Source organism: Xanthomonas sp. 10-10 (assembly GCF_040182365.1).
Taxonomy (GTDB): Bacteria; Pseudomonadota; Gammaproteobacteria; order Xanthomonadales; family Xanthomonadaceae; genus Xanthomonas; species Xanthomonas arboricola_F.
Map to the genome: position 1 here is coordinate 4,384,653 of NZ_CP144460.1, position 24,359 is coordinate 4,409,011.

Below are 24,359 nucleotides of genomic sequence, written 5' to 3' on the forward strand. Positions count from 1 at the left end.
GTCATGCGCGCAGTACGCACGGCTGGCCCGGAATTTGCCAGTGCCAAGCGTCATGGTCGGGGTCGGTCGCCGTGCCGGGCATGCCGAAACGCCAAACAGTGCAAGGTTTGTAGACGCTGTTGCCGCGCATTCTTGATGCGCGTCGTCGGGCCCCACGCAATGGATCAGTTCGCTTGTGCTGTTGCGCCGCAGCCGGAGTGTCCTGCACCGGCGCGAGCCGATGCCCAGTGATGCATCAGACCACTCGACAAGTGACTGGAGCGGCCTGAGGCATTATCCATGACCCGAGGCCTGCCGTGTGGAGAAGGCGTGCAGGTCATCCTCACAGCAACCTACTTTCGACGCGCAAACATTGCTCTCCCGACTTAGCCGCGCGAGGTGTCTCATGCATGCAGTTTCGGTACATCGCAGCGCCGATGTGCAAGGTGAGTTGACGTATTGGCGGGACCAGCACCGGCGTGGCCAGCTCGGCTATCACCCCTTCGATGGTATCCCCGAAGGCACGGTGCGCGCGGTCTGCGAGGCCTACAACGCGCAGCCGGATCTGACCGAACCACAAGCGATCAAGGCAGTGCGCGAGGCGCTGTGCCTGACGCCGGGTTCGACCAATGCCGCCCTTGCCGACTGGCTGGCGCCACGCTGCCTGCGACACCTGCGTAGCGCGTAGCCAGCGCGCCGAGACGGGTGTCCGGGCGCAGGCACGGATGCCGGACGCAACAACGCAACGCTTCCGCGGCAGCGCAGCGACCCGTCGAGTTGAGTCCTGCTGCCGCATGCGCCCACGCTTGCGGCTGACATCATCGTGAAGCGTTAAGCGAAAACCTGAGGTGTCTCGCCTCCCCGTACTCGCACATTCGCCTCGATCCTAAGATCACCCTACGATCGTCATTCCCATCGCCACGCCAGTGTCGCCGTAGACGCATCCTCGCGCGTTCGGCACCAGGGAGATTGCTGTGGAAGCGCTGCTGCTGTCCCGCATCCAGTTCGCCTTCGTCATTTCCTTTCATGTGCTGTTCCCCGCCTTCACCATTGGCCTGGCGAATCTGCTGGGCTTTCTGGAATGGCGCTGGCTGCGTACGCACGATGAGGGATGGAAGCGGCTGTATTTTTTCTGGTTGCGCATCTTTGCCGTGTCCTTCGGCATGGGGGTGGTCAGCGGCATCGTGATGGCCTTCCAGTTCGGCGCCAACTGGCCGGAGCTCAGCCGCATCGCCGGCGGGGTGATCGGGCCGCTGCTGAGTTACGAAGTGCTCACCGCATTCTTTCTGGAGGCGAGCTTCCTTGGCGTGATGCTGTTCGGCTGGGGCCGCGTATCGGAGAGACTGCACTTCTTTGCGACCTGCATGGTGGCCATCGGTACGCTGGTGTCCACGTTCTGGATCCTGTCGTCCAACAGTTGGCTGCATACGCCGCAGGGCTATGCGATGGTCAACGGCATCGTGCATCCGGTGAGCTGGACGCAGATCATCTTCAATCCGTCGTTCCCCTATCGTCTGGCACACATGGCGCTGGGCTCGTTCATCACCACCTGCTTCGTGGTGGGCGGCGTGGCGGCGTACTACCTGCGCAAGGGCGTGCATCTTCCCGACGCTGCGCGCATGTTGCGGCTGTCGGTGGCCTTTGCGGCCATCGTGCTGCCCATCCAGGTCCTGGTTGGCGATCAGCATGGCCTCAACACGCTTGAACATCAGCCGCTCAAGGTGGCGGCGATGGAAGCGCACTGGCGCAGCGAGCACGCCGGTACCGGCGTGCCGCTGGTGGTGTTTGCGGTGCCCAATGCCGAGGCCGAGCGCAATGACTATGAAGTGGCGATCCCGCGGCTGGGCAGCCTGATCCTGACCCACAGCACCGATGGCGAGATCACCCCGCTGACCTCGGTGCCGCGCGATCAGCGTCCGCCGGTGGCCCCGGTGTTCTTTGCGTTCCGCATCATGGTCGGCCTGGGCATGGCGATGCTGGCGCTGTCGTGGATATCCGCCATTGCATGGTGGCGCGGCCGGCTGCATTCGAAAGCGCTGATCCTGGCCTGGAACCTGATGCTGCCGGCCGGGTTCATCGCCTTGGTCGCCGGGTGGTTCGTGACCGAGATCGGGCGACAGCCGTGGGTGGTATATGGGCTGCTGCGCACCGCCGACGCGATGGGCCCGCAGTCGACCGCGACCGTGGCAGTGTCGTTGCTGGTGTATGTGCTGGGCTACGCGTTCGTGTTTGGCTTCGGCATTTTCTACCTCACCAAACTGGTCCGCGCCGGCCCGCACACCAGCCGCGACGGCCCGGATGTGGCCGGCGGCGAACACACTCCTGCACGCCCGTTGTCGGCCGCAGACACCGCACTGGAACAGGAGAACACACCATGGAACTGAGCCACTGGCTGCCGGTGGTGTGGTTTGGCGTCATCGGCTTTGGCGTGCTGATGTACGTGGTGCTGGATGGCTTTGTCCTGGGATTGGGCATGCTCGCGCCGTTCGCACGCGACGAACAGGAAGTGGACCTGATGATGAACACCGCAGCGCCGATCTGGGACGGCAACGAAACCTGGCTGGTACTCGGTGGCGCAGGGCTGTTTGCGGCGTTTCCGACTGCGTACGCGGTGATCCTGTCGGGGCTGTATCTGCCGGTACTGCTGATGGTGATGGCCTTGGTCTTCCGCGGCGTGGCCTTCGAGTTCCGCTTCAAGGCGCAACGCTCGCGGCGGCTGTGGACGCTGTCGTTCATCGCAGGCTCGATCCTCACCGCATTCGCGCAGGGCACCATCCTGGGCGCGCTGGTGGAAGGCATGGCACTGGAGAATGGGCGCTACGTGGGCGGGGTGTTCGGCTGGTTCAGCCCGTTTACCATGCTCACCGGTGCAGCCCTGGTGTTCGGCTATGCACTGCTCGGCAGCACCTGGTTGATCCTCAAGACCGAGGGGCGCACGCACACCCTGGCGCGTCAGCTGACCAGGCCGCTGGTGGGTGTGGTGGTGACCTTCCTGGTGCTGGTCAGCGCGTGGCTGCCGTTCCTGAGTTCGCACGTGATGGCGCGCTGGTTCGCCGATGGCAACTTCTGGTGGTTGTCGCCCATTCCGGTAGTGACCGCGGCAGTAGCACTGGCGTTGTGGCGCAGCAGCGACAGTTCACGCAGCGATGCCTCGCCATTTCTGTTGACGCTGGCGATCTTCGTGTTGGGTTTTGCCGGATTGGTGCTGGGCATGTGGCCCTACCTGGTACCGCCGAGCTACACCATCTGGCAGGCGGCCGCGCCGCCTTCGTCGCAGATCTTCCCGCTGGTCGGCCTGGTCGTGCTGTTGCCGCTGGTGCTGGGGTATACGGTGTGGTCGTATCGCGTGTTCCGCGGCAAGATCGCCGCGGATGTGGGCTACCACCATCACCATTGAGCCTAACCCAAACCCAACACTGCGCCGCATGGTGTGCAGGCACGGGCTCGCAACGCGGCAGAACACAACGCATGACGCGCGCAGCTACGGGCGTTGCCATATCGATGACTTGTGGATCTCAGCGCTTTTCCGACCCATCCGGACGTTCGTAATCGCGTTCCGGGTCGGCCTGGTTGACGTCCCGGTCCTCGTCGGGCATGTCGTGCGCCTTCCCGTGCGCATCCTCGTTGCGTCTTTCCTGCGGTGTAAACGGCTTGCTCTGATCGGAATCGGGTCCCCACGGCTTTTTGGCTTCGCTACCCATGTGCATCTCCTGCGTCGAAGGATGAGGTCACGCTAGGCAGATGCGTATTGCAGCGGGGTGAAGGAAGCCGCGTGATTGCGTGAAGTGTCAGCATCGCGCACCACGCCTGCCACCAGCGCTCATCCACCGTTCGCCGGCTGTGCAGATAGCTAGCCAGCTGCAGCGTCGGCGGTCCCTGCTCGCGCAGCTGCGCGTTGTGCGCGCGGAGCCCGGCATGGATCTGACGGCCGATACAGAACAAGGTCAGCGCAAGCAGACACAACGACCGCCGGTGACGACGCAGGAACATGCAAGGCATCGCGACGCTACGCTGGGTGTCGAATCGATCGCGCAGAAGCACATGAAGTTCGCAATGACGCGCGTGCCGATCAACGCAACACGCTCACCGAGCAGGCGGCTGAGCCAGCGATGAGTCGGCTGCCGGAACACGCGCTGCCGACATCGCCTAGCCTGGATGTTTACGCACGCGCGCCCACACTGTTTTTCAGCGCGGCACTCGCGCTTTGTACGTCCGCCAATCCAACGTCAGGAGACGACCATGCCCGTACCCAATTACCCGCGCCCGCCCTTCAAGCCGCAGCAGCAGGGCTTCCCTGGTCGCACCGAAAAGATGGACCCGCGCCCGGACCACGGCGAAGACAGCTATGTCGGCCACGGGCAATTGAAAGGCAAGCGCGCACTGATCACTGGTGGCGACAGCGGCATCGGCGCGGCCGTTGCCATCGCCTATGCACGCGAAGGTGCCGATGTGGCGATCGCCTTCCTGCCGGATGAGCAGGAAGACGCGGCCAAGATCGGCGCGCTGATCGAAAAAGCCGGGGTCAAGGCGCTGCTGGTCGGATGCGACATCAGCGACCCGAGCCAGGCCGCAGCGTTGATCGAAACGGTCAACAGTACGTTCGGCGGCCTGGATATCCTGGTCAACAACGCCGGCTATCAGAAGTATTTCGAACGCTTCGAAGACATCACGCTGGACGAGTGGCGCAAGACGTTCGACACCAACGTACATGCCGTCTTCAATCTGGTGCGGCTGTCTGCACCGCTGATGACCGATGGTGGCTCCATCATCAACACCGCATCGGTGCAATCGAAGAAGCCGACGCCCAATATCCTGCCTTATGCGGCCACCAAGGGTGCCCTGGCCAATCTCACCATCGGGTTGGCCGGCGTACTGGCCGAGAAGAACATTCGCGTCAACGCGGTGCTCCCCGGCCCGATCTGGACGCCCTTCATTCCCTCGGGCATGGACGAAGAATCGGTGGAGAACTTCGGAGCGCAAACACCGATGGGGCGCCCTGGCCAACCGGTGGAATTGGCCTCTGCCTACGTCATGCTGGCGGCCGACACCGCCAGCTACACCTCGGGCACGCTGCTGACGATCTCCGGCGGCGCTGTCACGCTGTAGCACGTGTGTGACGTCCGCGCCGTCTGGACGATGACGCGGACTTCTCCCTGGCCGGTGATGGCTGCCGCTTGCTTCGAACCATCCCGGCACATGCAGGTGGTAAACGAGGCTAGCGGTTTCGCCTGGCAGTGCAATCCCCCATACGACTGCACTGTGGCGGTCGGGCAGATCGCTGCAGTGCACAGTTGCGCGCACCGCTGCAACCAATGCCATATCTCAAGCAAAAAGACAGGTAGCTTTCGCTACCTGTCCTGTCTGTGCTGCACGATAATGGTTCGACCGCAGTTGTCGTACTCAGCCAACCTGTTCCCGTCGCTCCAACCACCATCCTCAAGCGTCGCTTGGTATCACGATAATGCTAGCGCTGCAGCTGCCCAGACATCGTCGGCAGCATCTGTCAGACGAGAGTGGAGACAACGTCTGAATCGGTACGCCCAGAATCAGCGTGCACGACATGGCAGATATCGCCTTGAGCAATGGTCAGCCATCCTGGCAACCGCACGTCCTTTTGTGCGCCGACCTTAGTGTGGCTGGGTCTGCTTCGCGCTGAGCGCCTTGGCGTGGTCCAGATGCTCGGCAATCGTGTCGCGCGTGCGCTGCAGCTCCTTGCCCAGGTCGCTGGATCCCGGCTCGCTACGCAATTGCATGTCCAGCAGCGCCAGGGCCTGCTCATGGCTACGCACGGCGGTTTGCAGGTACTGCTTTTCGAATGCCTGCCCATGCAATGCTTCCAGCTGGTCGCGTGCGCTCTTCGAACGCGCAAGCGCGGCCTGCCCCAGCGGTCCGCTGCGGTCCGGTGCGAACCGGCTGAGGTCGGTCAATGCCGCGCTATGCGCCTCGTCCATCTTGCGGGCAAAAGCCAGCAGATCGCCCTCGACGCCTTTGACCACGGCCAGTTGCGCCAGCGTGCGCTCCTGCTCGTTGAAAATGGCCAGGGCTCCAAGCGACTGCTTGCGATCGCGCGTACCGCCACTGCTATCGCGTAGTGGGTCGCCATGCGGTGGTGTGCTACCGATGGCGGCCTCCGCGCTCTGGCGGTCCTGCAGCGCGCCCCGAACGGGCTGCGTCTCGCCTGCCGAGCCTTGACTGCGCTGCCAAGCCTTATATGCCACATAACCCACCGCGCCTGCGGTCACCATCTTGAAAAGTCCCATGCCTGTCTCCTGCGTGATCGCACATGGCGATCGTCGGTTGTCGAGGTTGCATCTCCGCATCTGACCGCATGCGAGGTGCTGCGCGTGGAGTGAGCCTGCGAGCGCAGGGGTTATCCACACGTGACATGCGCATCAACGCGATGTCGTGGGCCGAGCGCGTGCACGCCGCACGCACGCACCGTGCTGACTGGCTTAACGCACCGATGCAAACACTGCGCTGCGTTGCCGCAGACCGCCGGCCTTCAGGAGATCGACATGCTTGCCCTCAATTACCACGGCTCACGCGATGTGCGGGTCGAAACTGTGCCGGACCCGCTCCTGGTCGAACGCGACGACCTGATCCTGCGCGTTACTGCCACCGCCATCTGTGGTTCGGATCTACATCTGTATCGCGGCAAGATTCCGGACCTGCGTCAGGGCGATATTCTCGGCCATGAGTTCATGGGCATCGTCGAAGAGGTTGGCCCGGACGTGACGGCGGTCAAGCCGGGCGACCGCGTGGTGATTCCATTCGTGGTGGCATGCGGGCGTTGCTTCCATTGCATGCTCCAGGAATTTTCTGCATGCGAGACCACCAACACCGGCAAGGGCGCTGCGCTGAACCACAAGGACATGCGTCCGCCGGCGGCCCTGTTTGGTTTCAGCCATCTCTATGGCGGCCTGTCCGGCGGACAGGCCGAATTTGTTCGCGTGCCCAAGGCCAACGTCGGGCCGCTGGTGGTGCCGGACGCGCTGCATGACGAACAGGTGCTGTTCCTGTCCGACATCCTGCCTACCGGGTACCAGGCGGTGATCGATGCCGGCGTCAAGCAGGGCTCCACCGTGGCGATCTTCGGCGCCGGCCCGGTGGGCCTGATGGCCGCGGCATGCTGCCGCATGCTGGGCGCAGAACGCATCTTCATGGTCGATCGGCATGCGTACCGTCTCGACTTCGCATCCAGGACCTACGGCGTGATTCCGATCAATTTCGATGAGATCGACGACCCGGCCGATGTAATCGTCTCGCAGACCGACGGCCGCGGCGTGGATGCCAGCATCGAGGCGGTGGGCTTCGAAGCCGAAGGCAGCGCGATTGAAACCGCACTCACCAACCTCAAGCTGGAAGGCAGCAGCGGTGTGGCCATTCGCCAGTGCATCGCCGCCACGCGGCGCTGCGGTGTGGTCAGCGTGCCGGGCGTGTATGCCGGCTTTATTCATGCGTTTATGCTGGGCGATGCCTTCGACAAGGGGCTGAGCTTCAAGATGGGTCAGACGCATGTGCAGAAACACATGCCGTATCTGCTGGAGCGCATCGGCAACGGCGAACTCAAGCCCAATGCCATCATTTCGCACCGAATGCCGCTGGCCGATGCAGCCCAGGGCTACGCATTGTTCGACAAGAAGCAGGACGACTGCCGCAAGGTCGTATTGACGCCGTAACCGTCGCATCCCACGAGGGTGATCGACAAGGCCCGGCTGTCAACCGGGCCTTGTTGCTTTATCGCGGCCAAGCGTTCATCGCCACACTCAGTCGAGCGGTTTGGCCGGCACGAATGGCGACACCGGGTCGCTGGCGGGGAAGGTTTCTTCCACCGCCTCGTCCTGTAGCGCGTCCTGCTTCTGCTTGTCGCGGTGCTCCTGGTCGTGACCTGCAACCTGCTCGTGCATGGGCTTGGATGTATTCATGGCGGTGCTCCTGATGCGTGCGACGGACATCGCCACGCTACGGCGCGCCATCGATGGCGGAGGTGAAACCCGTCTTCGCGCCAGCGCGACAAAGGCAACGCAGCGTGGCCGTGTCTGCAGGCAGGCGCTCAGCGAGCCTTGCGACACAGGCCGCCACGGTGAGGCTCCTGTATCGATCAAGCTGCCTCGCCCGGGACGCAGGCCTCCCGCGCTCCCGGCGCATCCGCGCGTTGCTGCGAGCTGGGCAGGGGCATTGCTGTCGGCAGACAGGCCGGCCATGCCATGACGCCGCCTGCAATTGCCACCGCACGTGATCGGGACAGGGCTGCGGCCGCCGGTTCACATCCGCGCGCGCGCAGGGTGTATGGTGGAGTCGCGGCCGGAGACCGGTGTCGCCTTCACTCCCATCTGGCCTTTTCCATCAAGACTCTCTGCGAACGCTGCGACGCCGTCTGTTGCCGGCTCACCGTCATGGTCGATCCATCCGACCGCATCCCCCAGCACCTCACCAGCGTGACGCCGCAAGGCTGGCACGTGATGGCGCGCGACGAGGAAGGCTGGTGCGTGGCCCTCGATTCGGCACGCATGTGCTGCTCGATCTATGAAACGCGTCCGGCGATTTGTCGGCGTTTCGTCATGTCCGGGCCGTATTGCCGCGACGTGCGTGCCACCTACGACGATCAACGCCGGCGGGGCATCCCCTTGACGCTCTACAACGCATGAGGATTCGCGATGAATAACTCCCGCCGCCAGTCGATGACCGTCAGCAATCAACCAGGCAAGCCGCGTTTGTCCGAACAGCGCCTGGCCGCCGACCTGGAAGCGTTTCAGCAATCCGGTGGCGCGATCGAACGCCTGGGCGATACACCGCTGCGTCGCGACAAGAAACGCGGTGCGCCCGACACTGCCGTGGTGACGCCCGCCAAGGCGCCCGACGTCGCGGAGTAAACCGCTGCTGGCACGCGCGCCGGGCTCTCAGCCTGCGCTTGCGTTTGCCCTGAATGCGGCAGCCGCGTTGCGAGCGGCATCAGGCCACTTCTGACCTCATGCATCGCCCGCCTCCTGCGTAGTTCGCGTTGCCCGCTGCGCGCAATCGATCGATGGCCATCCGCTGTGCCGTGCCACGCGCCAGAAGTTGATCGCATGGGTCCACTGACGCAGGACATCGCGATTCGACCGCATGTACCGCGTCAGGCAAGCGCCGCTTGGGCGCAGCCGTCGTGCACATCACCGCCCTCGCCGGTTGCCGCTTGCTGCCGACGTGTCGCCAGATAGGCACGCCATTGCGCACCCAGCGCGGCACACAGCGCATCGGCCGCCAGCGACCCATACACGCACGCCAGGTTGAGCTCACGGTGCCAGTGAATGCCGGATTGGCCGCCCGGCCAGGGCGTCATGCGATACCCCGCCGGCAGCATCACGCCAGGCAATGACGTGCCACACAGCATCTGCCCATCGTGCGGGCCACCGATCAGATGCACACGCACGCCTTCGACTGTTTCGCTCACACCTAGCTCCTCAACGAGGTGCCGGATCAACGCATCCGGCACGGGGTTGGGGGCGCCGCTGCAATGGCGGGCAACGCAGGTGCCTCGCATCTCCACTGCCCAGCGCATTGCGATAGCGCCCCGACCGACACTGCCTGATCGGCGAAGATCACGCCGTGCCATCGATGCGCCAACCGTAAAGTACGCGCAGCAGATGTGCGTGAAAACACCAGAAAGATTGGGTGAGCGCGCAGTCCTCGCGCATGCGACGGCGACGTGGAACGCAGCGCGCGGCAGCCGCATGCCAGCACAGACTGCGCAAGGCGGTTACAGCAGCTGCGCGCGATCGATTGCGCCCAATCCCTGTGCCAGCGAGGCCATTTCGTTGGCCAGATTGATCAGGTTGCCGCCGGCCTGAGCCGCCACGCCCATGATGCGCTGGTAGGCGTCCCAGAAGTCCGGTCCACTGCCGTAGGCATCGTGGAACCCTTGCAGCTCCAAGACCAGCAGATCGGACACTTGCATGTCGGAGTGGTCCATCGGGTTCCTCGTTGGGGATTTTCCCGGCGGGCAGCTTATACCCGTTCACCTTACAGAACAGCGGCGATTCGGCGACAGCGGCCGGTCACCTGAACTGGTTAGAGAGCCGCCCGCACAAGCAGTTGGATCGGTGCGCCCAACGCATCCGGGCCATTCGACTACCGCTGTCTTGTACTGCAGATATCGCTGCACCGCGCCCTCTTCTGGTCGCGCTCGGCAGCGCGCGACCATCGGCGTGCTGTCAGAGGCGCGTATGCCGTCCGATCTGGCGTTGGCCGGACTGCATGGGTGTCGATACGGAAACTGCCGATCAATGTCAGCTGCGCCCACGGCGCACGCACACCCTCTGCCGCATGGACGCATTGGCCGCAGCCTGATCCATCGCCAGCATCGTCAGCCCGGCATGCGACCCGCTTGCCGACGTCGCTGGCCCCGCTGGACGCAATGGCCCGGGCCGTACCGCCGGCGTTTCCGGCGCCTACACCGCCCTGCGTGGCAGCCGCGCCAGCAGCTTGTCCAGGGTGATCGGATAGTCGCGCACGCGGATGCCGGTGGCGTTGTAGACCGCATTGGCCAGCGCCGGCGCCACGCCGGTCAACCCCAGCTCGCCCACGCCCTTGGCCTTCAGCGGCGACATGGTGGGGTCCACCTCGTCGATGAAATGCGCTTCCAGGTGCGGGATATCCGCATGCACCGGCACCTCGTACCCGGCCAGATCGTGATTGACGAACAGGCCCAGCCGCGTGTCCACCGCCATCTCTTCCATCAACGCCGCACCCACGCCCATCACCATGCCGCCGATCACCTGACTGCGCGCGGTCTTGGGGTTGAGGATGCGCCCGGCCGCGCAGACCGCCAGCAACCGGCGCACGCGAATTTCTCCGGTATCGGCGTCTACCGCCACCTGCGCAAAGTGCGCGCCGAAGGTCTGCTGCGCGTAGCGCTGCTTGAGCGTGCCGTACTCCATGGCGTCCTCGGCCACCAGCTCGCCGTGCTCGGCCGCCTGCGCCAGCGGGATGGCGCGCGCGCCCACCTGCACCATCCCATCGGCAAAGCGGGCCTGGTCGGCGGCAATGCCCAGGCGCTGCGCCACCGTCTCGCGCAGCTGCATGCAGGCGGCATACACGCCGGCGGTCACCGAGGCGGCGCCCTGCTGCCCGCCCGAGCCGGGCGTCTGCGGAAAGCTGGAATCGCCCAGCCGCACCACCACCTGCTGCAGCGGCACACCGAGCAGTTCGGCCGCGGTCTGCGCCACGATGGTGTAGCTGCCGGTACCGATATCGGTCATGTCGGTTTCGATCGTCAGCGTGCCGCTGCGGTCCAGCCGCGCACGCGCACCGGCCTTGGCAATCGGCGCGCCGCGAATGGCGCCGGCCATGCCCATGCCGATCAGCCAACGCCCGTCGCGCACGCTGGCCGGGGCGGGATTGCGTTGCGACCAACCGAAGCGTTGCGCGCCGCTGCGCAGGCAGGCCACGAACGGCCGCGTGGAGAACCGGCGCTGCGGTTGCTCCGGGTCCACCTGGGTGTCGTTGACGATGCGCAGCTGCACCGGGTCCATGCCCAGGCGTTCGGCCAGTTCGTCCATGGCCACTTCCAGCGCCATCATCCCCGGCGCTTCGCCGGGCGCGCGCATGGCGTTGCCTTCGGCCAGATCCAGCACTGCCAACCGCACGCAGGTCATCCGGTTGGCACCGGCATACAGCGCGCGGGTGGACAAGGTGGTCGGCTCGCTGCGACCGCCACGCAGATTGCCCGACCAGCTCTCATGGCCGATCGCGGTCAGCCGCCCGTCGGCCGTGGCCCCCAGGCGCAGGCGCTGGATGGTGGCGGGCCGGTGGATGGTGCTGTTGAACATCAACGGGCGCTGCAGGGCCAGCTTGACCGGTCGCGCGGTGATGCGTGCGGCCAGCGCAGCCAGTACCAGGTCCGCCTGCGCGGTGCCCTTGCCGCCGAAGCCGCCGCCAATGAACGGCGATAGCAGCCGGATACGCTCCTTCGGCACGCCGAGCGCCTTGCCCAGGTCGCGTGTGCCCCAGTTCATCTGCTGGATGGCGGTGTGGCAGATCAGCTGATCGCCTTCCCAGCGCGCGATGGTGGCGTGCGGCTCCAGCATCGCGTGCGCCTGGTCGGGGGTGCGGTAAGTGGCATCCACGGTGAACGGTGCGGCGGCATAGGCGGCGGCGAAATCGCCTTGCGCAGTCTGTGGCGGTCCACCGAACGGGGCCTGCGGCGCCACCGGAGCGCTGGCCTGCTGGGCGGCCAGGTCGTACTGCCCACGCTCGCGCGCATAGCGCACCCGCACCAGCGCCGCGCCGGCACGGGCCTGCTCGAAGGTCTCCGCCACCACCACTGCCACCGCCTGGTGGTAGTGGTCCACCTGCGGCGCGGCCAGAAACCGCTGCACATAGAACTCGCCGGTGCCCAGCGTGGGCACGTTCTGGTAGGTGAGCACGGCGATCACCCCGGCTGCCGCCAGGGCGGCGGCGGTATCCAGCGCGGTGATGCGGCCCTTGCCGATCGCCGCGCCGACCAGATAGCCATACGCCATCCGCCCGGGCTGGTCGTGCCATTCGTATGCGTAGCGCGCCTGCCCGGTCACCTTGAGCGGCCCGTCCACGCGGTCGACCGGCTGGCCAAGCACCTTGAGTCGGTCGCTGGGGTTGCTGCCTGCGGGGGTGTCGAACTTCATGCGGATGCCTCCTCGAAGAATGCGGGCGGACGACGCGTGTGGGGCATCTCGGCCGTGACGCCACACCCGGCCCCGGCGATCGCCCATGCCGGCGGTGCGTATCGGTTGTAGCAAACCCCGGTGCCGTGCGATGCCACGCAGGCGGCATGCGCTCATGAAACCTGCTCACGAATCGGCGCAAGCGCAGGCACCGCGGGCGATTCACCTTGCCGCACCTGCTTGCCGCACCTGCGCGACCTTGCCGCGGGCCGCCTCGCTGCCAACGCTCCGGCTCGCCAACCGTCCCGCCCCCGACTGCCCCAGGCTCCACCAGTCCCGCCCCACCATGAACGTCACCAGCCACCGCAGCGCCCGCCCCGCCGCACCGGCAGACCCGCTGTCATTCCCGTGTAAAATGCGCGGTCTTTGACCGGAACAATGGCGAAGTCTGCTCCACGGGCGCCCCTCTCGGGCCCGGCGTTCATTCGCCTGCTCGCACGCCTCAGCGATGTCCGCGTCGCCCAGTCCAACCATGCGCTGGCCGACCGGCTGAGCCAGTGGATCGACTGGACACGCGCGGTGGCCGTGTCCAAGGCGCTGGATGGCAAGTTGCCCGACATCGACGACCTTCCAGAACCGCGTCCGCTCGATGCCGAAGCCTGCGCCCGCGTGCGCGCCGGCCTGGCGACCAGCAGCGTGGCCGATCTGGATGCGCTGGTCGCGCGGCTGCGCAGTCAGGCAGGTGACGCCACCGACACGGATGCAGCGCCGCCGGTGCCCGACTACGCACCGTTTCGGCAGCATTACCTGGCGATGCAGCGTGCCATGCGCACTGCCACCGGCGATCTGCGCGGGCGGCTGCGCGACCTGCTGACGCTGGCGTCCGGCGACATGGCACGGCTGGCCGAAGTGGATGCAGTGATGGAGCTGACCCTGAGCCCACGCGAGCAAAGCTTGTTGAACACCGTGCCAGGCCTGCTGGGCACGCATTTCGAACGCCTGCGCGAGGCCGCGTACGCGCACGGCGCGCCAACCGAGCAGGAGATCGCGCCGCGCGCGGTGTCCGATGGTTGGCTGGATGTATTTCGCAAAGACATGCAGAGCGTGTTGCTCGCCGAACTGGATGTTCGTTTTCACCCGATCGAAGGCCTGCTTGCAGCGCTTCGTACCCGCTAACTGGGACGTCATGTTCAAAACTCTTGTACACGTGTGTGTGTTTCTCGTCGGCCTGTTGGCGGTTTGCTGGGTCGGGTTCGGCTATCTGGGCAACAACCCGCTGGGCGCGTGCGTCTCAGCGGTGATCGGCGCGTGTTACCTCGCCGGTGCGCTGGAGCTGTATCGCTACCGCCAGGCCAGCGCCACCCTGGACAGCGCAGTGACCGGGCTCACCGCTGCGCCATCGGCACTGGACGCGTGGCTGGAGCAGTTGCACCCGAGCCTGCGCAATGCGGTGCGTCTGCGCATCCAGGGTGCGCGTGTGGCGCTGCCGGCCCCTGTGCTGACGCCGTATCTGGTCGGTCTGCTGGTGCTGCTGGGCATGCTCGGCACCCTGCTCGGCATGATGGCCACGCTCAAGGGCACCGGGTTTGCGCTGCAGAGCGCCACCGACCTGCAGGCCATTCGCGGTTCGCTGGCCGCACCGGTGGAAGGGCTGGCATTCGCCTTCGGCACCTCCATCGCCGGCGTCGCCACCTCGGCCATGCTGGGCCTGTTGTCGGCGCTGTGCCGCCGCGAACGGCTGCAAGCCGTGCAGCGGCTGGATCTGAAGATCGCATCCGAGTTGCACACGCACTCGGATGCGCACCAACGCAGCGAGGCGTTCAAGCTGCAGCAGCAACAAAGCACATTGATGCCGGCGCTGATCGATCGCCTGCAGGCCTTGATGGGCAGCATCGAGCAGCAGAGCATCGCCGCCGACGCACGTCTGGCCACGCAGCAGGCCGAGTTCCACGCCAGGACCGAAGCGGCGTATGCGCGGCTGGCCACCTCGATGGAGCAATCGCTGCAGGCCGGCGTCGCAGAGAGCGCGCGCGCGGTTGGCGCGGCGTTGCAGCCGGCGATGGAGGCCACCATGGCCAGCATCGCGCGCGACACCGCCGCGCTGCACGCACAGCTCACCCAGGCCCTGCAGCAGCAGCTGGACGGCATCAGCAGCGGGTTCGATCGCAGTGCCAGCAGCGCCGCGCAACAATGGACCACCGCACTCACCGCGCAGGAACACGCACAGCAGGCGCTCAGCACGCAGCTGCAAACCACGCTGGAGCAGATCGCCCAGCACACCGCTGGATTGCAGGAGCGCGTGAGCACCGCGGTGCAGCAGCAACTGCATGGGCTCGACGCCGGCTTCAAGGACAGCGCACGCCTTGCGGCCGAGCACTGGCAGGCGGCGCTGGCCGCACAGGAGCGCGCGCAGCAGGCGCTCAGCGAGCAGATACAGGCCATGCTGGCGCAGGTCGAGCAACGCAGCAGCGCCCTGCAGGACAGCGTCGGCACCGCCGTGCAGCAGCAATTGCATGCACTGGATGACGGCTTTGCGCGCAGCACCGCCGCCAACGCCGAGACCTGGGCATCGGTGCTTGCCGAACAACAACGCGCCACCCACTCGCTCGGCACGCAGTTGCAGGCCACGCTGGAACAGCTGGCCCAGCAGACCACCGCCTTGCAGCACGGCGTGCAAGAGGCCGTGCAACAGCAGCTGGACGGGGTGACCAGCGGATTGGAGGCCAGCACCGCCGCCACCGCCGCCAGCTGGACCGCTGCGGTGGCCGAACAGCAACGCGCCAACCACACCCTCACCCACGACCTGCAGAACGCACTGACACAGTTCGCCAGCACCTTCGATGCGCGCTCCAACGCGCTGGTGGATGCGGTGTCCAGGCGCATGGAGCAATCCAGCAGCGAAACCGCCACTGCCTGGAGCGACGCGCTCGCACAGCAGCAACACGCCAGCGCCGCGTTGGCCACCCAGCACCAGGATGCGCTGGCCGCGGCAACCGCCAGCTTCGACACGCATGCCGCAGGCCTGGTCGACACCCTACAGCAATCGCATGCCGAGCTGCAGGCCGCACTGGAAGCGCGCGATGCACAGCGTCTTGCCCTGTGGAGCGAGCGCTTTGCCGCGATGAGCGCCACCTTGGCCGCGCAATGGGAACAGACCGGCGAACGCGTCACCCGGCAACAACAGGCCATCTGCGACACCCTGGCCACGACGGCCGGCGAACTGTCCACCCAGGCGCAGGCGCAGACCAGCGCCACGATTGCCGAGATCTCGCGCCTGATGCAGATCGCCTCCGAAGCTCCCAAGGCCGCGGCCGATGTGGTGGCCGAGCTGCGCCAGAACCTGTCCGAAAGCATGGTGCGCGACACCGCCATGCTGGAAGAACGCAGCCGCCTGCTGGCCACGCTGGATACCTTGCTCAACGCGGTCAATCACGCCTCCACCGAACAACGCCAAGCCGTCGACGCACTGGTCACCACCTCGGCGGACCTGCTGCAACGTGTGGGCAGCCAGCTCACCGAACAGATCGGCAGCGAAACCGGCAAGCTCGGCGCGGTGGCCGCGCACGTCAGCGGCAGCGCGGTGGAAGTGGCCAGCCTGGGCGAAGCCTTCGGCATGGCGGTGCAGATGTTCAGCAGCTCCACCGGCGAGCTCAACGAACGCCTGCAACACGTGGCCACCGCGCTGGATGCGTCGCTGGCACGCAGCGACGACCAGCTGGCGTATTACGTGGCGCAGGCGCGTGAAGTGGTCGACCTCAGCATGCTGTCGCAGAAGCAGATCATCGAAGAACTGCGTCAGCTCGATGGCCAGCGTCGCGATGCTGGCGCAGCGGAGCCGGCATGAGCGACGAGATCGAAAGCGACGGCGAATCGGGCACGCCGATCTGGGCCGCATTCGGCGACCTGATGTCGGTGCTGCTGGGCGCATTCGTGCTGATCCTGGTCGGGGTGATCGGCGTGCAGCTGCAGCTGTCCAGCCGTCTGGACCATGAGGTCAAACAACGCCAGGCAGAGGCGCAGCGCCGCAAGACGCTGGAACAGGCGCTGGCCGCACCGCTGGCCGCCGGCCGCGTGACGTTGGTCGATGGCCGCATCGGCATTCGCGGCAACGTGCTGTTTGCATTCAATTCAGATGAGCTGCAGCCGGAAGGACGCGAGGTGTTGAAGTCGCTCGCTGCGCCTTTGGCGCAGTACCTGAGCGCACGCGAGGAACTGCTGATGGTCAGCGGGTTTACCGACGACCGCCCGGTGCTGGGCGGCAACCGTCGTTATGCCGACAACTGGGAGCTGTCCGCGCAGCGCGCGCTCACCGTGACCCGCGCGCTGATCGCCGAGGGCGTGCCGGCCGCATCGGTGTTCGCTGCGGCGTTCGGCTCGCAGCAACCGGTGGATTCCAACGCTGACGAGGCGCGCCGCGCCAAGAATCGCCGGGTGGAAATCGCACCGATCGCACGCCCGTCCGGCGCGCAGCGCACGGCCCCCGCGCAGGCCGCCGCCACACGATGAGCACCCCGGCTTCCGCACGCGCGCGCCTGGAACGTTGGCGCAGCCAGGGCGCCGACCGGCTGGACCCGGTGCGCTTCCATCTGATGCAGACGCTGGCGACGCGTGCCGAAACGCAGGCCGACGCGGTACGTGCGGTGCTGGAAGAAAAGCTTGCCGGCCTGGTCGATGCGTATGCGGCCACCATCAAGAAAACTGCGCGTGGTACGCGTGCCGGCGTCGCATCGCCCGCAGTGCAGCGCAGCCCGCTCGGCGCCCTGACCGATCAGCTGGCAGGCCACGCCGCGCTGATGGAAGTGGACAGCAGAAAGACCGCGGCCGCCGATACGCAGCTGTTTCCGGAGCTGCCGGCGCTTGACGATTTTCGTCGTACCTGGACCACCGTACGCACCGCCAGCCAGGTGCGTCAGTCGCTGCAGGACGCGCCCAAGGATGCCGGGCCACTCAATTCCAGCGTGCTGGTGCATCGCTGCATCTCCTTGATGCGCGAGCGCTCGCCCGGCTATCTGCAGCACTTCCTCGGCTATGTCGATGCGTTGTCGTGGCTGGAGCAGATGCAGCACGGCGGCGTACTGGCCGACGAAACGGCCGCACCGCTGGCCGCCGGCAAGAAGCGCAGCCGTAGCGGCACATCGAAGCGGCGTGGCACTGGGTGATTGCGGGCGCGCGTAGCAGTCGTTGCAGGCGATACTTGCGACCGCAGCGCGTCATGCGATGCATATGACTCAGCGCCAGAAGCTGTTGCTCGATGCGCTGACCCTTCGACGTGTATGGCTGATAGAGACGCCGGCCGATCGAAAGACCGGAACCAACCGCATCGTTGCGCAACGCACAACGCACGCACACATCGCAGCGACCTCACAGAGCGGCTGAACATGGTGCGCCGTCCTCGGCTCGGTGTGGGCGGTGCGTTCGGAACCAGAGCGTACCAGTGAGGCACGCCGCGCCGAGCAGCGGCTGCACCCGCCCGATGGTGGGTGCAGTCGTTTCGTCAGCCGCGCTTAGCTGCGCTGCGGCACCGGCGTTGCGGCAGCATCGAAACGTGGCGCACGCTGGAAGTCGTCGCCTGTAAACGGCCGGTCGCGGAACAGGTACCCGTAGTAGAACGCACGCAATGCCTGGTGATAGGCGCGAATGCGATCCTGATAGGCCAGCTGCGCCTGCAGGTCGGTGCGTGCCAGGCGCGTGAGCGCGGCCTGCACTGCCACCGGCGGCAACACACTGGCCACGCGCCAGGCGAACCTTTCCCGGCGCAGCAAACCCTGGCGATAGGCCGCCACCTGCGGGGCGACCTGCTGATCGCCGTTTTCATGGAAGGCGAAATACCACTTGTAGTGAAACGCATCGGTCAGCGCAGGCGAATCTGCCCACTGCGGATTGCTCGCGTAGAACCGCTGCATGGTGGCCTGGCGCGGAATATCCCAGGCGTGGTTCACCGCCTCACGTTGCAGCCGGGCGATCTCGGCGCCCTGATTGACCGGCACGGCCTGATTGATCGCCACATGTGCCAGGGCCGGCGCCACCAGTGCCAGCACCACCCAACAGGTGGCCAACGCGGTGGCATGCGCGGCAGGTCGCCAATGGAGGCGGCCCACCGCCACTGCCAGCAGCACCCAGAACAGCAGATACAGGCCCGTCAGCGCCAGCACCGCCAGTTGCTGCAGCAACGGTACCGCGTTGAATGTTGCGGCCAGCGCGAACGGCACGCTCAGACAGACCAGCACCGCAACCGCGCGCACCACCACGCGCCGCACCAGCAATGCGGTGCCGGCACCTGGTAGCGAGGCCAGCATGCGCGCACGCCCGGCCTCGCGCTCGCCGGAGCGCAGGTCGAACAGCAACGCGATCACGAACAGCGGCAGCAGGAACACCAGCACGAAGGCGTAGTCGAAGCGTCCGGCCAGCGCCAGCTCGGGGTTATAGCTGTCGCCATCGTAGATTTGCGCCTCCAGGCCCAGCGCGCGTATCCGCAGGATGTAGGGCGCCACATCGCGCATCCCCACTGCGGCAAAAGCCAGTGACGACGGCGCATCCCAGGTCGGGTGGAAACTGTAGTACGCCGCGCTGCCGGCATCGTTGGAGCGCGCGACATAGGCTTGCACGGCCGCATTGTCTTCCTGCTGCAGCGGGGCGATGCGCGCGATGTTGGCGCGTTGCGCGTCGATGACGTGCTGCCCCGAGACCAGGCTGCACACCGTCAACAGGGTGAGCAGCAGCAACCCCGCCACGGCCGCGCGTGCGCGTAGCAACAACAGCAGTTCGTATTTCCACAGCACCATCAGCGTGCCACTCCCACGCGCCGCCCGGCGGCCAGCAACATGCACCAGGCGGCCAACATCCACGCCGCAATCAGACCCAGCGGCACAGCTGCCGCGCGTACGACCTCGGCATTGGACGCCGGAGTAAAGGTAAACACCGGGATGCGCTGCCAATGCGCCGCAGAGATGCGCTTGCGCTGGTCGGCACCGGCATCCTGCGCGGTGTCGTCGGCCATGCTTACCGCATCGGCCTGCAACTGGTTGAGCCGTTGCACCAGCATGTACCGGTATCGCTCTGCCTGCGCCAGGAAGCGTTCGTGCGCGCGCAGGTCGGTTTCTGCCAAGCTCATCGACACCTCGCGCAATGCCACGGTCGGGCTCAGCACGGCAAACATGCGCACCAGCAGATTCTGGCGCTGCTGGATGCGTGCATCGCGCCCCGCATAGCGCTCGAACAGGCTGGCAGTGAGTCGCTCGCCTTCCAGCGCCAGCAGCCCCTTGTAATTGACCGGCAGGTCTTCCACGCGTTGCACGCGGTAACGCGCCAGCACCTGTTGCTTGAACTGCGCAAAGTGCGGGTCGTCCGGATTGTGGCTGTCGCCTAGCGTGCGCAGATCGCGCTGGATGGCCACGTCGGTCTCCAGCCGCGTGGGCAGCCGGTACGCCGCACTGGCCACATCCGGCGCCACGCGCGGCACCAGCAGGGCCAGCCACACCCATAACGCCAGCGACACCAGCAACGCATCGCGGCCGCGCCGGCACAGCATCGACACCACCAGCACCAGGCCACACCACACCAGCAGATAGATGCCATACGCCAGCACCAGCAACGCCACCAGCACTGCCTGGCCCGGCGACAGCGCGATCGGTATCAGGCCGACCAAGGCCGGTAACAGACACGCGCCGGCCACGGCGGCCAGCGCGAGATATTTGCCGCCGAGCAGTTGCCGGCGCGTGGCGCCCTGCAGCAGCAACACGCGCAGCGTGCCGGTCTCCTGTTCGCGGGCCACGGCGCCATAGCCCAGAAACACCAGCATCAGCGGTGCCAGCACCTGCAGCACGAAGGCCGGTGTCAGTTGACCGAAACGCACCAGCAGCGAGCTCTGACGGACATCGCCAAAATTGGCGGTGTTCTGACGATGGCCTTCCAGAAACATGCTGTTGCCGGTGAAGGCATCCACGCCCGAATCGAATGCAGCCAGGGCCGGCAACGGGCGATAGATGAAATGCCCGTAATGCACCACCCGATGCGGATGACGGTCCGGCTGCGCATCGAACGCCTGCTGGGCAGCCTGTTGCTGGCGCGCACGGAACGCGGTGACCTCACGCTGGTGATGCGCGGCGGTCAACGCAGCCGCCAGGGTCAGCAGCATCAGCAACACCACGCCGATGGCGGCGGAGCGACTGCGTGCCATGAAGCGCAGTTCCTCGCGCGCGACCAGCCACACAGCACTCATGCATGCACGCTCATGCGGCGCGCTCGGGCGGTCGGGCAAAGCGCGCGTGCAGGCTGCGCACATCGAAGCCGCCGTCGCCAGCGCCGATGTCTTCGACGATGCGCCCGTCTTCGAGAAACCCGATCCGGTCGGCCACGTCCACGGCGCCCAGCAGATCGTGGGTGACCATCAGCACCGCGCCGCCGCGCTCGCGCACGCCGTTGACCAACTGGTTGAAGTCGGCAATGGCGCGCGGGTCGAGTCCGGAGGTGGGCTCATCCAGCAGCAGCACCGGCACCTGGCGCAGCGTCGCCACGGCAATGGCCACCTTCTGGCGCATCCCCTTGGAAAAGCCGGCAAGGCGCTGGCTCCATGCCTCGCGCTGCAACCCTGCAGCGGCGAAGGCGTGGCCGATGTCGGCCTGGCTGCAGCGCTGCCCGGCCAGCGCAAGCAGGTAGTCGGCATTTTCCAGCGCGCTCAGATGCTCGTAGAGCGCGACGTTTTCCGGCAAATATGCCAATCGTGCGCGTGCCCTGCCGGGCGCGGCGACCGGATCGATGGCGTCGACCCGCACGCTGCCTGAAGTAGGTTTGACGAAGCCCAGCAGCGCCGACAGCGTGGAGGATTTGCCCGCGCCGTTGCCACCGAGCAGCGCGTACACGCTGCCGGGCGCGATGTGCAGGCTCAGCCCCTTCAACACGGCGCGGCCGTGGTAGGCCACATGCAGGTCGGAAATTGCGATCGCGCAAGGCGTGGGAACGCTGCTGGACATGAAGGCGCAGATGATGACCAATTGATACGTTATCACATTGCTCAAGCAGCCCGGATCCGGTGAGCCAGACAGCAGTGCCCAAGGCGCAGTGGCGATGCGCGTACTGGCTTGCGTCAGGCCTTTTTCGGCGACACCCACATTGAGATGCGTGCGCGTAGCACCAGCGTGCCCGCGACGTCGCTGACCAGCACGTCCACCTGGTACTCACCGGCCTGGTCGAAGCTGGGGTTTGCCACCACTGGCTGCGCAACCGCGACCACCGAGCGCTCGGCCTTTTTCAGATACTCGACCTGCATGCCGCGCGGAATCCAGCGATGGGTGGCCGGAACCGTCACTTCCGTCATCGTGCCGCCGGCCAGCTCGGCCAGGTTGCACATGGCGATCGCATGCACGGTGCCGATGTGGTTCAGAACGCGCCTGCGCTTGCGCAATGCGACTTCGCAAAATCCCGGCCGCAGGGCAACGAACTGCGGCGCGATCGTTCCGAAGTACGGTGCCTTCAGGCACAGCAGCCGCGAAAACAGCCACTTGCCACCGGGCTTGTCCTGGAGACGGTTCCAGATGTCGATCGTCCGCCGCTTGCCGGCCATGCGCCGTTGTCCGCTGAGTTCTGGAAGCATGACCATACCACCAGGTATGGACGACACCAACGACTGTCTCCCGGCAAGGTGCTACGTCGTGCCGACCGAAGCACCCTCGTGCAAATGTTATTCTATTACGTATCCACTTCCGCATTTGTGGCGACCCTGCGGGCCGATGTTCCGCTCACGCCGCCCCTGCGCACCGGTGCTCAGCGCCTCCGTCGCATCCGTGCCCCATCCGCGCCCGGTGCGCTGGCGCTGTACTCCGGTATCGGCCCAGACCACTGCCCCCATTCGAGATCCTCACGCCCCACATGACTTCCGTTACGCGCCACGTTCTCCCGCACGACACGCTGCACGCGTTCCACCGATACGCTCCCGACAATGCCAACACCAACGCCTGCAGCACATCGCGCAGCGCCCGACGCGCTGCCACCACCTTGCTGGCCGCAATGCTGTTGAGCGCCACACCGCTCGGCGCGCAGCCCATCGACACCGCCGCGCTGCTGCCGCCGGTACGCGCATGGCACGGCGCGAGCGAGGCAGCGATCGCCGCGCCGGGCGACCCGTGGCGCACGCCGGTGGAACGCAGCGATTTTGCCAGCACGCCCAGCTATGCGCAGACACGCGCATGGCTGGAGCGCCTGGTCGCCGCCTCGCCGGTGTTGTCGCTGGAAGTGTTCGGCACGACCGGCGAAGGACGCGAATTGCTGCTGGTCCGTGCGCACAAGGGCAGGCCCGGCAAGCCGGTGGTGTTGGCGCAGGCAGGCATCCACGGCGGCGAGATCGACGGCAAGGATGCCGGGCTGATGCTGTTGCGGGATATCGCACAGCATGGCAAGGACCGTCTGCTCGACGAGGTGGATTTTGTCTTCGTGCCGATCCTCAACATCGACGGGCACGAACAACGCGGCCCACTGATCGGCGCGGCATTGCGCGGCCCGCAGCAGATGGGCTGGAACAGCACGACGCGCGGCATCAACCTCAATCGCGATTACCTCGCTCTGGAAGCGCCGGAAACCCGCGCGATGGTGGCGCTGCTGCACGCGCTCGATCCGGCGCTGTATCTGGATCTGCATGTCAGCGACGGGCTGGATCATCAATACGACATCACCTTTACCTACGCCGGTTGGGGCACCTATGCGCGCTCGCGCGCCACCGCCGACTGGTTGCAGCAGCGTTTTACGCCGGTCGTCAGCGACGCACTGCGCAAGCAGGGCCACTCCCCTGCGATCTATCCCAGCCTGATCGACAAGGACGACCCGCGCTCCGGGCTACGCTACGCGCCGGAAGGCCCGCGCTACTCCACCGGCTACGGCGACTTTGCCGGCATCCCCACCGTGCTGGTGGAAAATCACCATCTGAAGTCGTACCGGCAACGTGTGCTCGGCGACTACGTGCTGCTGGAAGCAGCGCTGCAGTTGGTCGGCCGCGATGCGCACACCATCGACGCAGCCAAGCGGGCAGATCGCGCGGCACGGCCGCATTCGCTGATGGTGGCGTGGGAACGCCTGCCGCAGCCGATCGCGCAGGTGCCGTTCAAGGGCGTGACCTACACCCGTGCGCTGTCGCCGGTGTCCGGTCGCCAGGAGCTGCGCTGGGAAGGCCGCGACGAAACCTGGACGATGCCGGTGATCGGATACCGGCAAACGCAGGCAGTGCAGTATCCGCTGGCATGGTGGATTCCACCGGGCAACGACGACGTGGTGGACCTGCTCAAGGCGCATGGCATCGCTTACGAACGTCTGTCGCAGCCGCGTACGCGTCTGGTGCAGCAGATCCGTATCGTCACCGACGCCGGCACGCAGCAGCCGCATGCCTACCGTGTGGAAGAAACCTTCCCGGCCGGGAGCATCCGCGTGCCGGCAGATCAACCGATGCGCATGCTGGCGGCCGCATTGCTCGAACCGCGCAGCAGCGACTCGCTGCTCGCCAGCGGACGCTTCCGCACTGCCGGCAGTCCCGACAGCGGCTTATACGGCACCGAGCTGGTGACCTTCACCGAAGGCTTGCTGCAACACGATGCCGCACTGCGTGCCGAGTTCGAACGCAAGCTCGCCAGCGATGACGCTTTCCGCGCCGACGGCGACGCCCGCCTGCAATGGATCTACGCGCGCTCGCCGTTCGCGGCGATCAGCGGCTGGCGCTATCCGGTCCGGCGCGAACCGGCAGAGTGAGGCGATGGGATCGGCCGTGCACTGAACGCG

At 66.2% G+C, this 24,359-nt stretch carries 23 protein-coding genes; 13 read left to right on the forward strand and 10 right to left on the reverse strand.

What is annotated here, in order from left to right; genetic code table 11:
- The first annotated feature begins 385 nt into the window (after positions 1-385).
- The 3 genes from VZ068_RS18420 to cydB all read left to right on the forward strand — a co-directional run bounded on the left by VZ068_RS18420 (position 386) and on the right by cydB (position 3,376).
- Positions 386-667, forward strand: coding sequence for a hypothetical protein (locus tag VZ068_RS18420; RefSeq protein ID WP_259156769.1), 282 nt, complete (start codon positions 386-388; stop codon positions 665-667).
- Positions 668-953: 286 nt separating this feature from the next.
- Positions 954-2,363: a cytochrome ubiquinol oxidase subunit I gene (locus VZ068_RS18425; RefSeq protein WP_349656102.1), complete on the forward strand. Its 1,410-nt coding sequence runs from the start codon at positions 954-956 to the stop codon at positions 2,361-2,363.
- Positions 2,354-3,376, forward strand: coding sequence for a cytochrome d ubiquinol oxidase subunit II (cydB, locus tag VZ068_RS18430; protein WP_259156771.1), 1,023 nt, complete (start codon positions 2,354-2,356; stop codon positions 3,374-3,376). Before VZ068_RS18425 ends, cydB begins: the two co-directional genes overlap by 10 nt.
- 118 nt (positions 3,377-3,494) lie before the next feature.
- On the opposite strand, the gene VZ068_RS18435 is transcribed toward cydB, so the two are convergent.
- Positions 3,495-3,680 carry a hypothetical protein gene (locus tag VZ068_RS18435; RefSeq protein WP_259156772.1) on the reverse strand — a complete coding sequence of 62 codons (186 nt, stop codon included), beginning with the start codon at positions 3,678-3,680 and terminating at the stop codon, positions 3,495-3,497.
- A 214-nt stretch (positions 3,681-3,894) separates the two neighbouring features.
- On the opposite strand from VZ068_RS18435, the gene VZ068_RS18440 reads away from it, so the two are divergent.
- Positions 3,895-4,092, forward strand: coding sequence for a hypothetical protein (locus VZ068_RS18440; RefSeq protein ID WP_349657794.1), 198 nt, complete (start codon positions 3,895-3,897; stop codon positions 4,090-4,092).
- Positions 4,093-4,218: 126 nt separating this feature from the next.
- Positions 4,219-5,085, forward strand: coding sequence for an SDR family oxidoreductase (locus tag VZ068_RS18445; RefSeq protein ID WP_259156773.1), 867 nt, complete (start codon positions 4,219-4,221; stop codon positions 5,083-5,085).
- Between the two features lie 521 nt (positions 5,086-5,606).
- On the opposite strand, the gene VZ068_RS18450 is transcribed toward VZ068_RS18445, so the two are convergent.
- Positions 5,607-6,239 carry a DUF4142 domain-containing protein gene (locus VZ068_RS18450; protein WP_349656103.1) on the reverse strand — a complete coding sequence of 211 codons (633 nt, stop codon included), beginning with the start codon at positions 6,237-6,239 and terminating at the stop codon, positions 5,607-5,609.
- Between the two features lie 255 nt (positions 6,240-6,494).
- Here VZ068_RS18450 and VZ068_RS18455 point away from each other — a divergent pair, with 255 nt between their 5' ends.
- Positions 6,495-7,658, forward strand: coding sequence for a zinc-dependent alcohol dehydrogenase (locus VZ068_RS18455; RefSeq protein ID WP_259156775.1), 1,164 nt, complete (start codon positions 6,495-6,497; stop codon positions 7,656-7,658).
- Between the two features lie 87 nt (positions 7,659-7,745).
- Here VZ068_RS18455 and VZ068_RS18460 read toward each other — a convergent pair whose 3' ends face one another.
- Entirely contained in the window at positions 7,746-7,904 is a 159-nt protein-coding gene (locus VZ068_RS18460; RefSeq protein WP_259163231.1) for a hypothetical protein, read from the reverse strand.
- Positions 7,905-8,375: 471 nt separating this feature from the next.
- Here VZ068_RS18460 and VZ068_RS18465 point away from each other — a divergent pair, with 471 nt between their 5' ends.
- The gene (locus VZ068_RS18465; protein WP_046965021.1) at positions 8,376-8,627 is read left to right on the forward strand and encodes a YkgJ family cysteine cluster protein; all 252 of its coding nucleotides are present in this window, start codon (positions 8,376-8,378) and stop codon (positions 8,625-8,627) included.
- A 9-nt stretch (positions 8,628-8,636) separates the two neighbouring features.
- Positions 8,637-8,852 carry a hypothetical protein gene (locus VZ068_RS18470; RefSeq protein WP_349656104.1) on the forward strand — a complete coding sequence of 72 codons (216 nt, stop codon included), beginning with the start codon at positions 8,637-8,639 and terminating at the stop codon, positions 8,850-8,852.
- A gap of 242 nt (positions 8,853-9,094) precedes the next feature.
- On the opposite strand, the gene VZ068_RS18475 is transcribed toward VZ068_RS18470, so the two are convergent.
- The 3 genes from VZ068_RS18475 to paoC all read right to left on the reverse strand — a co-directional run bounded on the left by VZ068_RS18475 (position 9,095) and on the right by paoC (position 12,623).
- A complete protein-coding gene (locus VZ068_RS18475) occupies positions 9,095-9,412 on the reverse strand; it encodes a hypothetical protein (protein ID WP_259156778.1) in 318 nt (105 codons plus the stop codon).
- Positions 9,413-9,718: 306 nt separating this feature from the next.
- A complete protein-coding gene (locus VZ068_RS18480; protein ID WP_259163236.1) occupies positions 9,719-9,931 on the reverse strand; it encodes a hypothetical protein in 213 nt (70 codons plus the stop codon).
- 478 nt (positions 9,932-10,409) lie between these two features.
- Positions 10,410-12,623, reverse strand: a complete 2,214-nt coding sequence (gene paoC, locus VZ068_RS18485) for an aldehyde oxidoreductase molybdenum-binding subunit PaoC (RefSeq protein ID WP_349656105.1) — start codon at positions 12,621-12,623, stop codon at positions 10,410-10,412.
- Between the two features lie 417 nt (positions 12,624-13,040).
- Between paoC and VZ068_RS18490 the strand changes: the two genes are divergently transcribed.
- From VZ068_RS18490 to VZ068_RS18505, 4 genes are read left to right on the forward strand one after another with little or no spacing between them, the layout of a single operon-like run.
- Positions 13,041-13,778, forward strand: a complete 738-nt coding sequence (locus tag VZ068_RS18490; RefSeq protein WP_259163238.1) for a DUF3348 domain-containing protein — start codon at positions 13,041-13,043, stop codon at positions 13,776-13,778.
- Between the two features lie 10 nt (positions 13,779-13,788).
- Entirely contained in the window at positions 13,789-16,446 is a 2,658-nt protein-coding gene (locus tag VZ068_RS18495; RefSeq protein WP_349656106.1) for a DUF802 domain-containing protein, read from the forward strand.
- Positions 16,443-17,108: an OmpA family protein gene (locus tag VZ068_RS18500; protein WP_349656107.1), complete on the forward strand. Its 666-nt coding sequence runs from the start codon at positions 16,443-16,445 to the stop codon at positions 17,106-17,108. Before VZ068_RS18495 ends, VZ068_RS18500 begins: the two co-directional genes overlap by 4 nt.
- Positions 17,105-17,761 carry a DUF2894 domain-containing protein gene (locus VZ068_RS18505; RefSeq protein ID WP_349656108.1) on the forward strand — a complete coding sequence of 219 codons (657 nt, stop codon included), beginning with the start codon at positions 17,105-17,107 and terminating at the stop codon, positions 17,759-17,761. Before VZ068_RS18500 ends, VZ068_RS18505 begins: the two co-directional genes overlap by 4 nt.
- A gap of 345 nt (positions 17,762-18,106) precedes the next feature.
- Here VZ068_RS18505 and VZ068_RS18510 read toward each other — a convergent pair whose 3' ends face one another.
- The 4 genes from VZ068_RS18510 to VZ068_RS18525 all read right to left on the reverse strand — a co-directional run bounded on the left by VZ068_RS18510 (position 18,107) and on the right by VZ068_RS18525 (position 22,161).
- Positions 18,107-19,384: a DUF3526 domain-containing protein gene (locus VZ068_RS18510; protein WP_349656109.1), complete on the reverse strand. Its 1,278-nt coding sequence runs from the start codon at positions 19,382-19,384 to the stop codon at positions 18,107-18,109.
- Positions 19,384-20,820 (reverse strand): DUF3526 domain-containing protein, encoded by a 1,437-nt coding sequence (locus tag VZ068_RS18515; protein ID WP_349656110.1) that lies wholly within the window; start codon positions 20,818-20,820, stop codon positions 19,384-19,386. The genes VZ068_RS18510 and VZ068_RS18515 overlap by 1 nt, the downstream gene beginning before the upstream one ends.
- Before the next feature lie 10 nt (positions 20,821-20,830).
- Positions 20,831-21,571: an ATP-binding cassette domain-containing protein gene (locus VZ068_RS18520; RefSeq protein WP_259164094.1), complete on the reverse strand. Its 741-nt coding sequence runs from the start codon at positions 21,569-21,571 to the stop codon at positions 20,831-20,833.
- A 113-nt stretch (positions 21,572-21,684) separates the two neighbouring features.
- Positions 21,685-22,161, reverse strand: a complete 477-nt coding sequence (locus VZ068_RS18525) for a hotdog fold domain-containing protein (protein ID WP_259164096.1) — start codon at positions 22,159-22,161, stop codon at positions 21,685-21,687.
- 305 nt (positions 22,162-22,466) lie between these two features.
- Between VZ068_RS18525 and VZ068_RS18530 the strand changes: the two genes are divergently transcribed.
- The gene (locus VZ068_RS18530) at positions 22,467-24,329 is read left to right on the forward strand and encodes a M14 family metallopeptidase (protein ID WP_349656111.1); all 1,863 of its coding nucleotides are present in this window, start codon (positions 22,467-22,469) and stop codon (positions 24,327-24,329) included.
- Positions 24,330-24,359 lie beyond the last annotated feature (30 nt).

Coding starts and splice junctions, on each gene's coding strand:
- VZ068_RS18420 (WP_259156769.1), top strand. CDS start 386: ATGCATGCAGTTTCGGTACATCGCAGCGCCGATGTGCAAGGTGAGTTG.
- cydB (WP_259156771.1), top strand. CDS start 2,354: ATGGAACTGAGCCACTGGCTGCCGGTGGTGTGGTTTGGCGTCATCGGC.
- VZ068_RS18435 (WP_259156772.1), bottom strand. CDS start 3,680: ATGGGTAGCGAAGCCAAAAAGCCGTGGGGACCCGATTCCGATCAGAGC.
- VZ068_RS18440 (WP_349657794.1), top strand. CDS start 3,895: ATGGATCTGACGGCCGATACAGAACAAGGTCAGCGCAAGCAGACACAA.
- VZ068_RS18445 (WP_259156773.1), top strand. CDS start 4,219: ATGCCCGTACCCAATTACCCGCGCCCGCCCTTCAAGCCGCAGCAGCAG.
- VZ068_RS18450 (WP_349656103.1), bottom strand. CDS start 6,239: ATGGGACTTTTCAAGATGGTGACCGCAGGCGCGGTGGGTTATGTGGCA.
- VZ068_RS18455 (WP_259156775.1), top strand. CDS start 6,495: ATGCTTGCCCTCAATTACCACGGCTCACGCGATGTGCGGGTCGAAACT.
- VZ068_RS18460 (WP_259163231.1), bottom strand. CDS start 7,904: ATGAATACATCCAAGCCCATGCACGAGCAGGTTGCAGGTCACGACCAG.
- VZ068_RS18465 (WP_046965021.1), top strand. CDS start 8,376: ATGGTCGATCCATCCGACCGCATCCCCCAGCACCTCACCAGCGTGACG.
- VZ068_RS18470 (WP_349656104.1), top strand. CDS start 8,637: ATGAATAACTCCCGCCGCCAGTCGATGACCGTCAGCAATCAACCAGGC.
- VZ068_RS18480 (WP_259163236.1), bottom strand. CDS start 9,931: ATGGACCACTCCGACATGCAAGTGTCCGATCTGCTGGTCTTGGAGCTG.
- paoC (WP_349656105.1), bottom strand. CDS start 12,623: ATGAAGTTCGACACCCCCGCAGGCAGCAACCCCAGCGACCGACTCAAG.
- VZ068_RS18490 (WP_259163238.1), top strand. CDS start 13,041: ATGGCGAAGTCTGCTCCACGGGCGCCCCTCTCGGGCCCGGCGTTCATT.
- VZ068_RS18495 (WP_349656106.1), top strand. CDS start 13,789: ATGTTCAAAACTCTTGTACACGTGTGTGTGTTTCTCGTCGGCCTGTTG.
- VZ068_RS18500 (WP_349656107.1), top strand. CDS start 16,443: ATGAGCGACGAGATCGAAAGCGACGGCGAATCGGGCACGCCGATCTGG.
- VZ068_RS18505 (WP_349656108.1), top strand. CDS start 17,105: ATGAGCACCCCGGCTTCCGCACGCGCGCGCCTGGAACGTTGGCGCAGC.
- VZ068_RS18510 (WP_349656109.1), bottom strand. CDS start 19,384: ATGGTGCTGTGGAAATACGAACTGCTGTTGTTGCTACGCGCACGCGCG.
- VZ068_RS18515 (WP_349656110.1), bottom strand. CDS start 20,820: ATGAGTGCTGTGTGGCTGGTCGCGCGCGAGGAACTGCGCTTCATGGCA.
- VZ068_RS18520 (WP_259164094.1), bottom strand. CDS start 21,571: ATGTCCAGCAGCGTTCCCACGCCTTGCGCGATCGCAATTTCCGACCTG.
- VZ068_RS18525 (WP_259164096.1), bottom strand. CDS start 22,161: ATGGCCGGCAAGCGGCGGACGATCGACATCTGGAACCGTCTCCAGGAC.
- VZ068_RS18530 (WP_349656111.1), top strand. CDS start 22,467: ATGACTTCCGTTACGCGCCACGTTCTCCCGCACGACACGCTGCACGCG.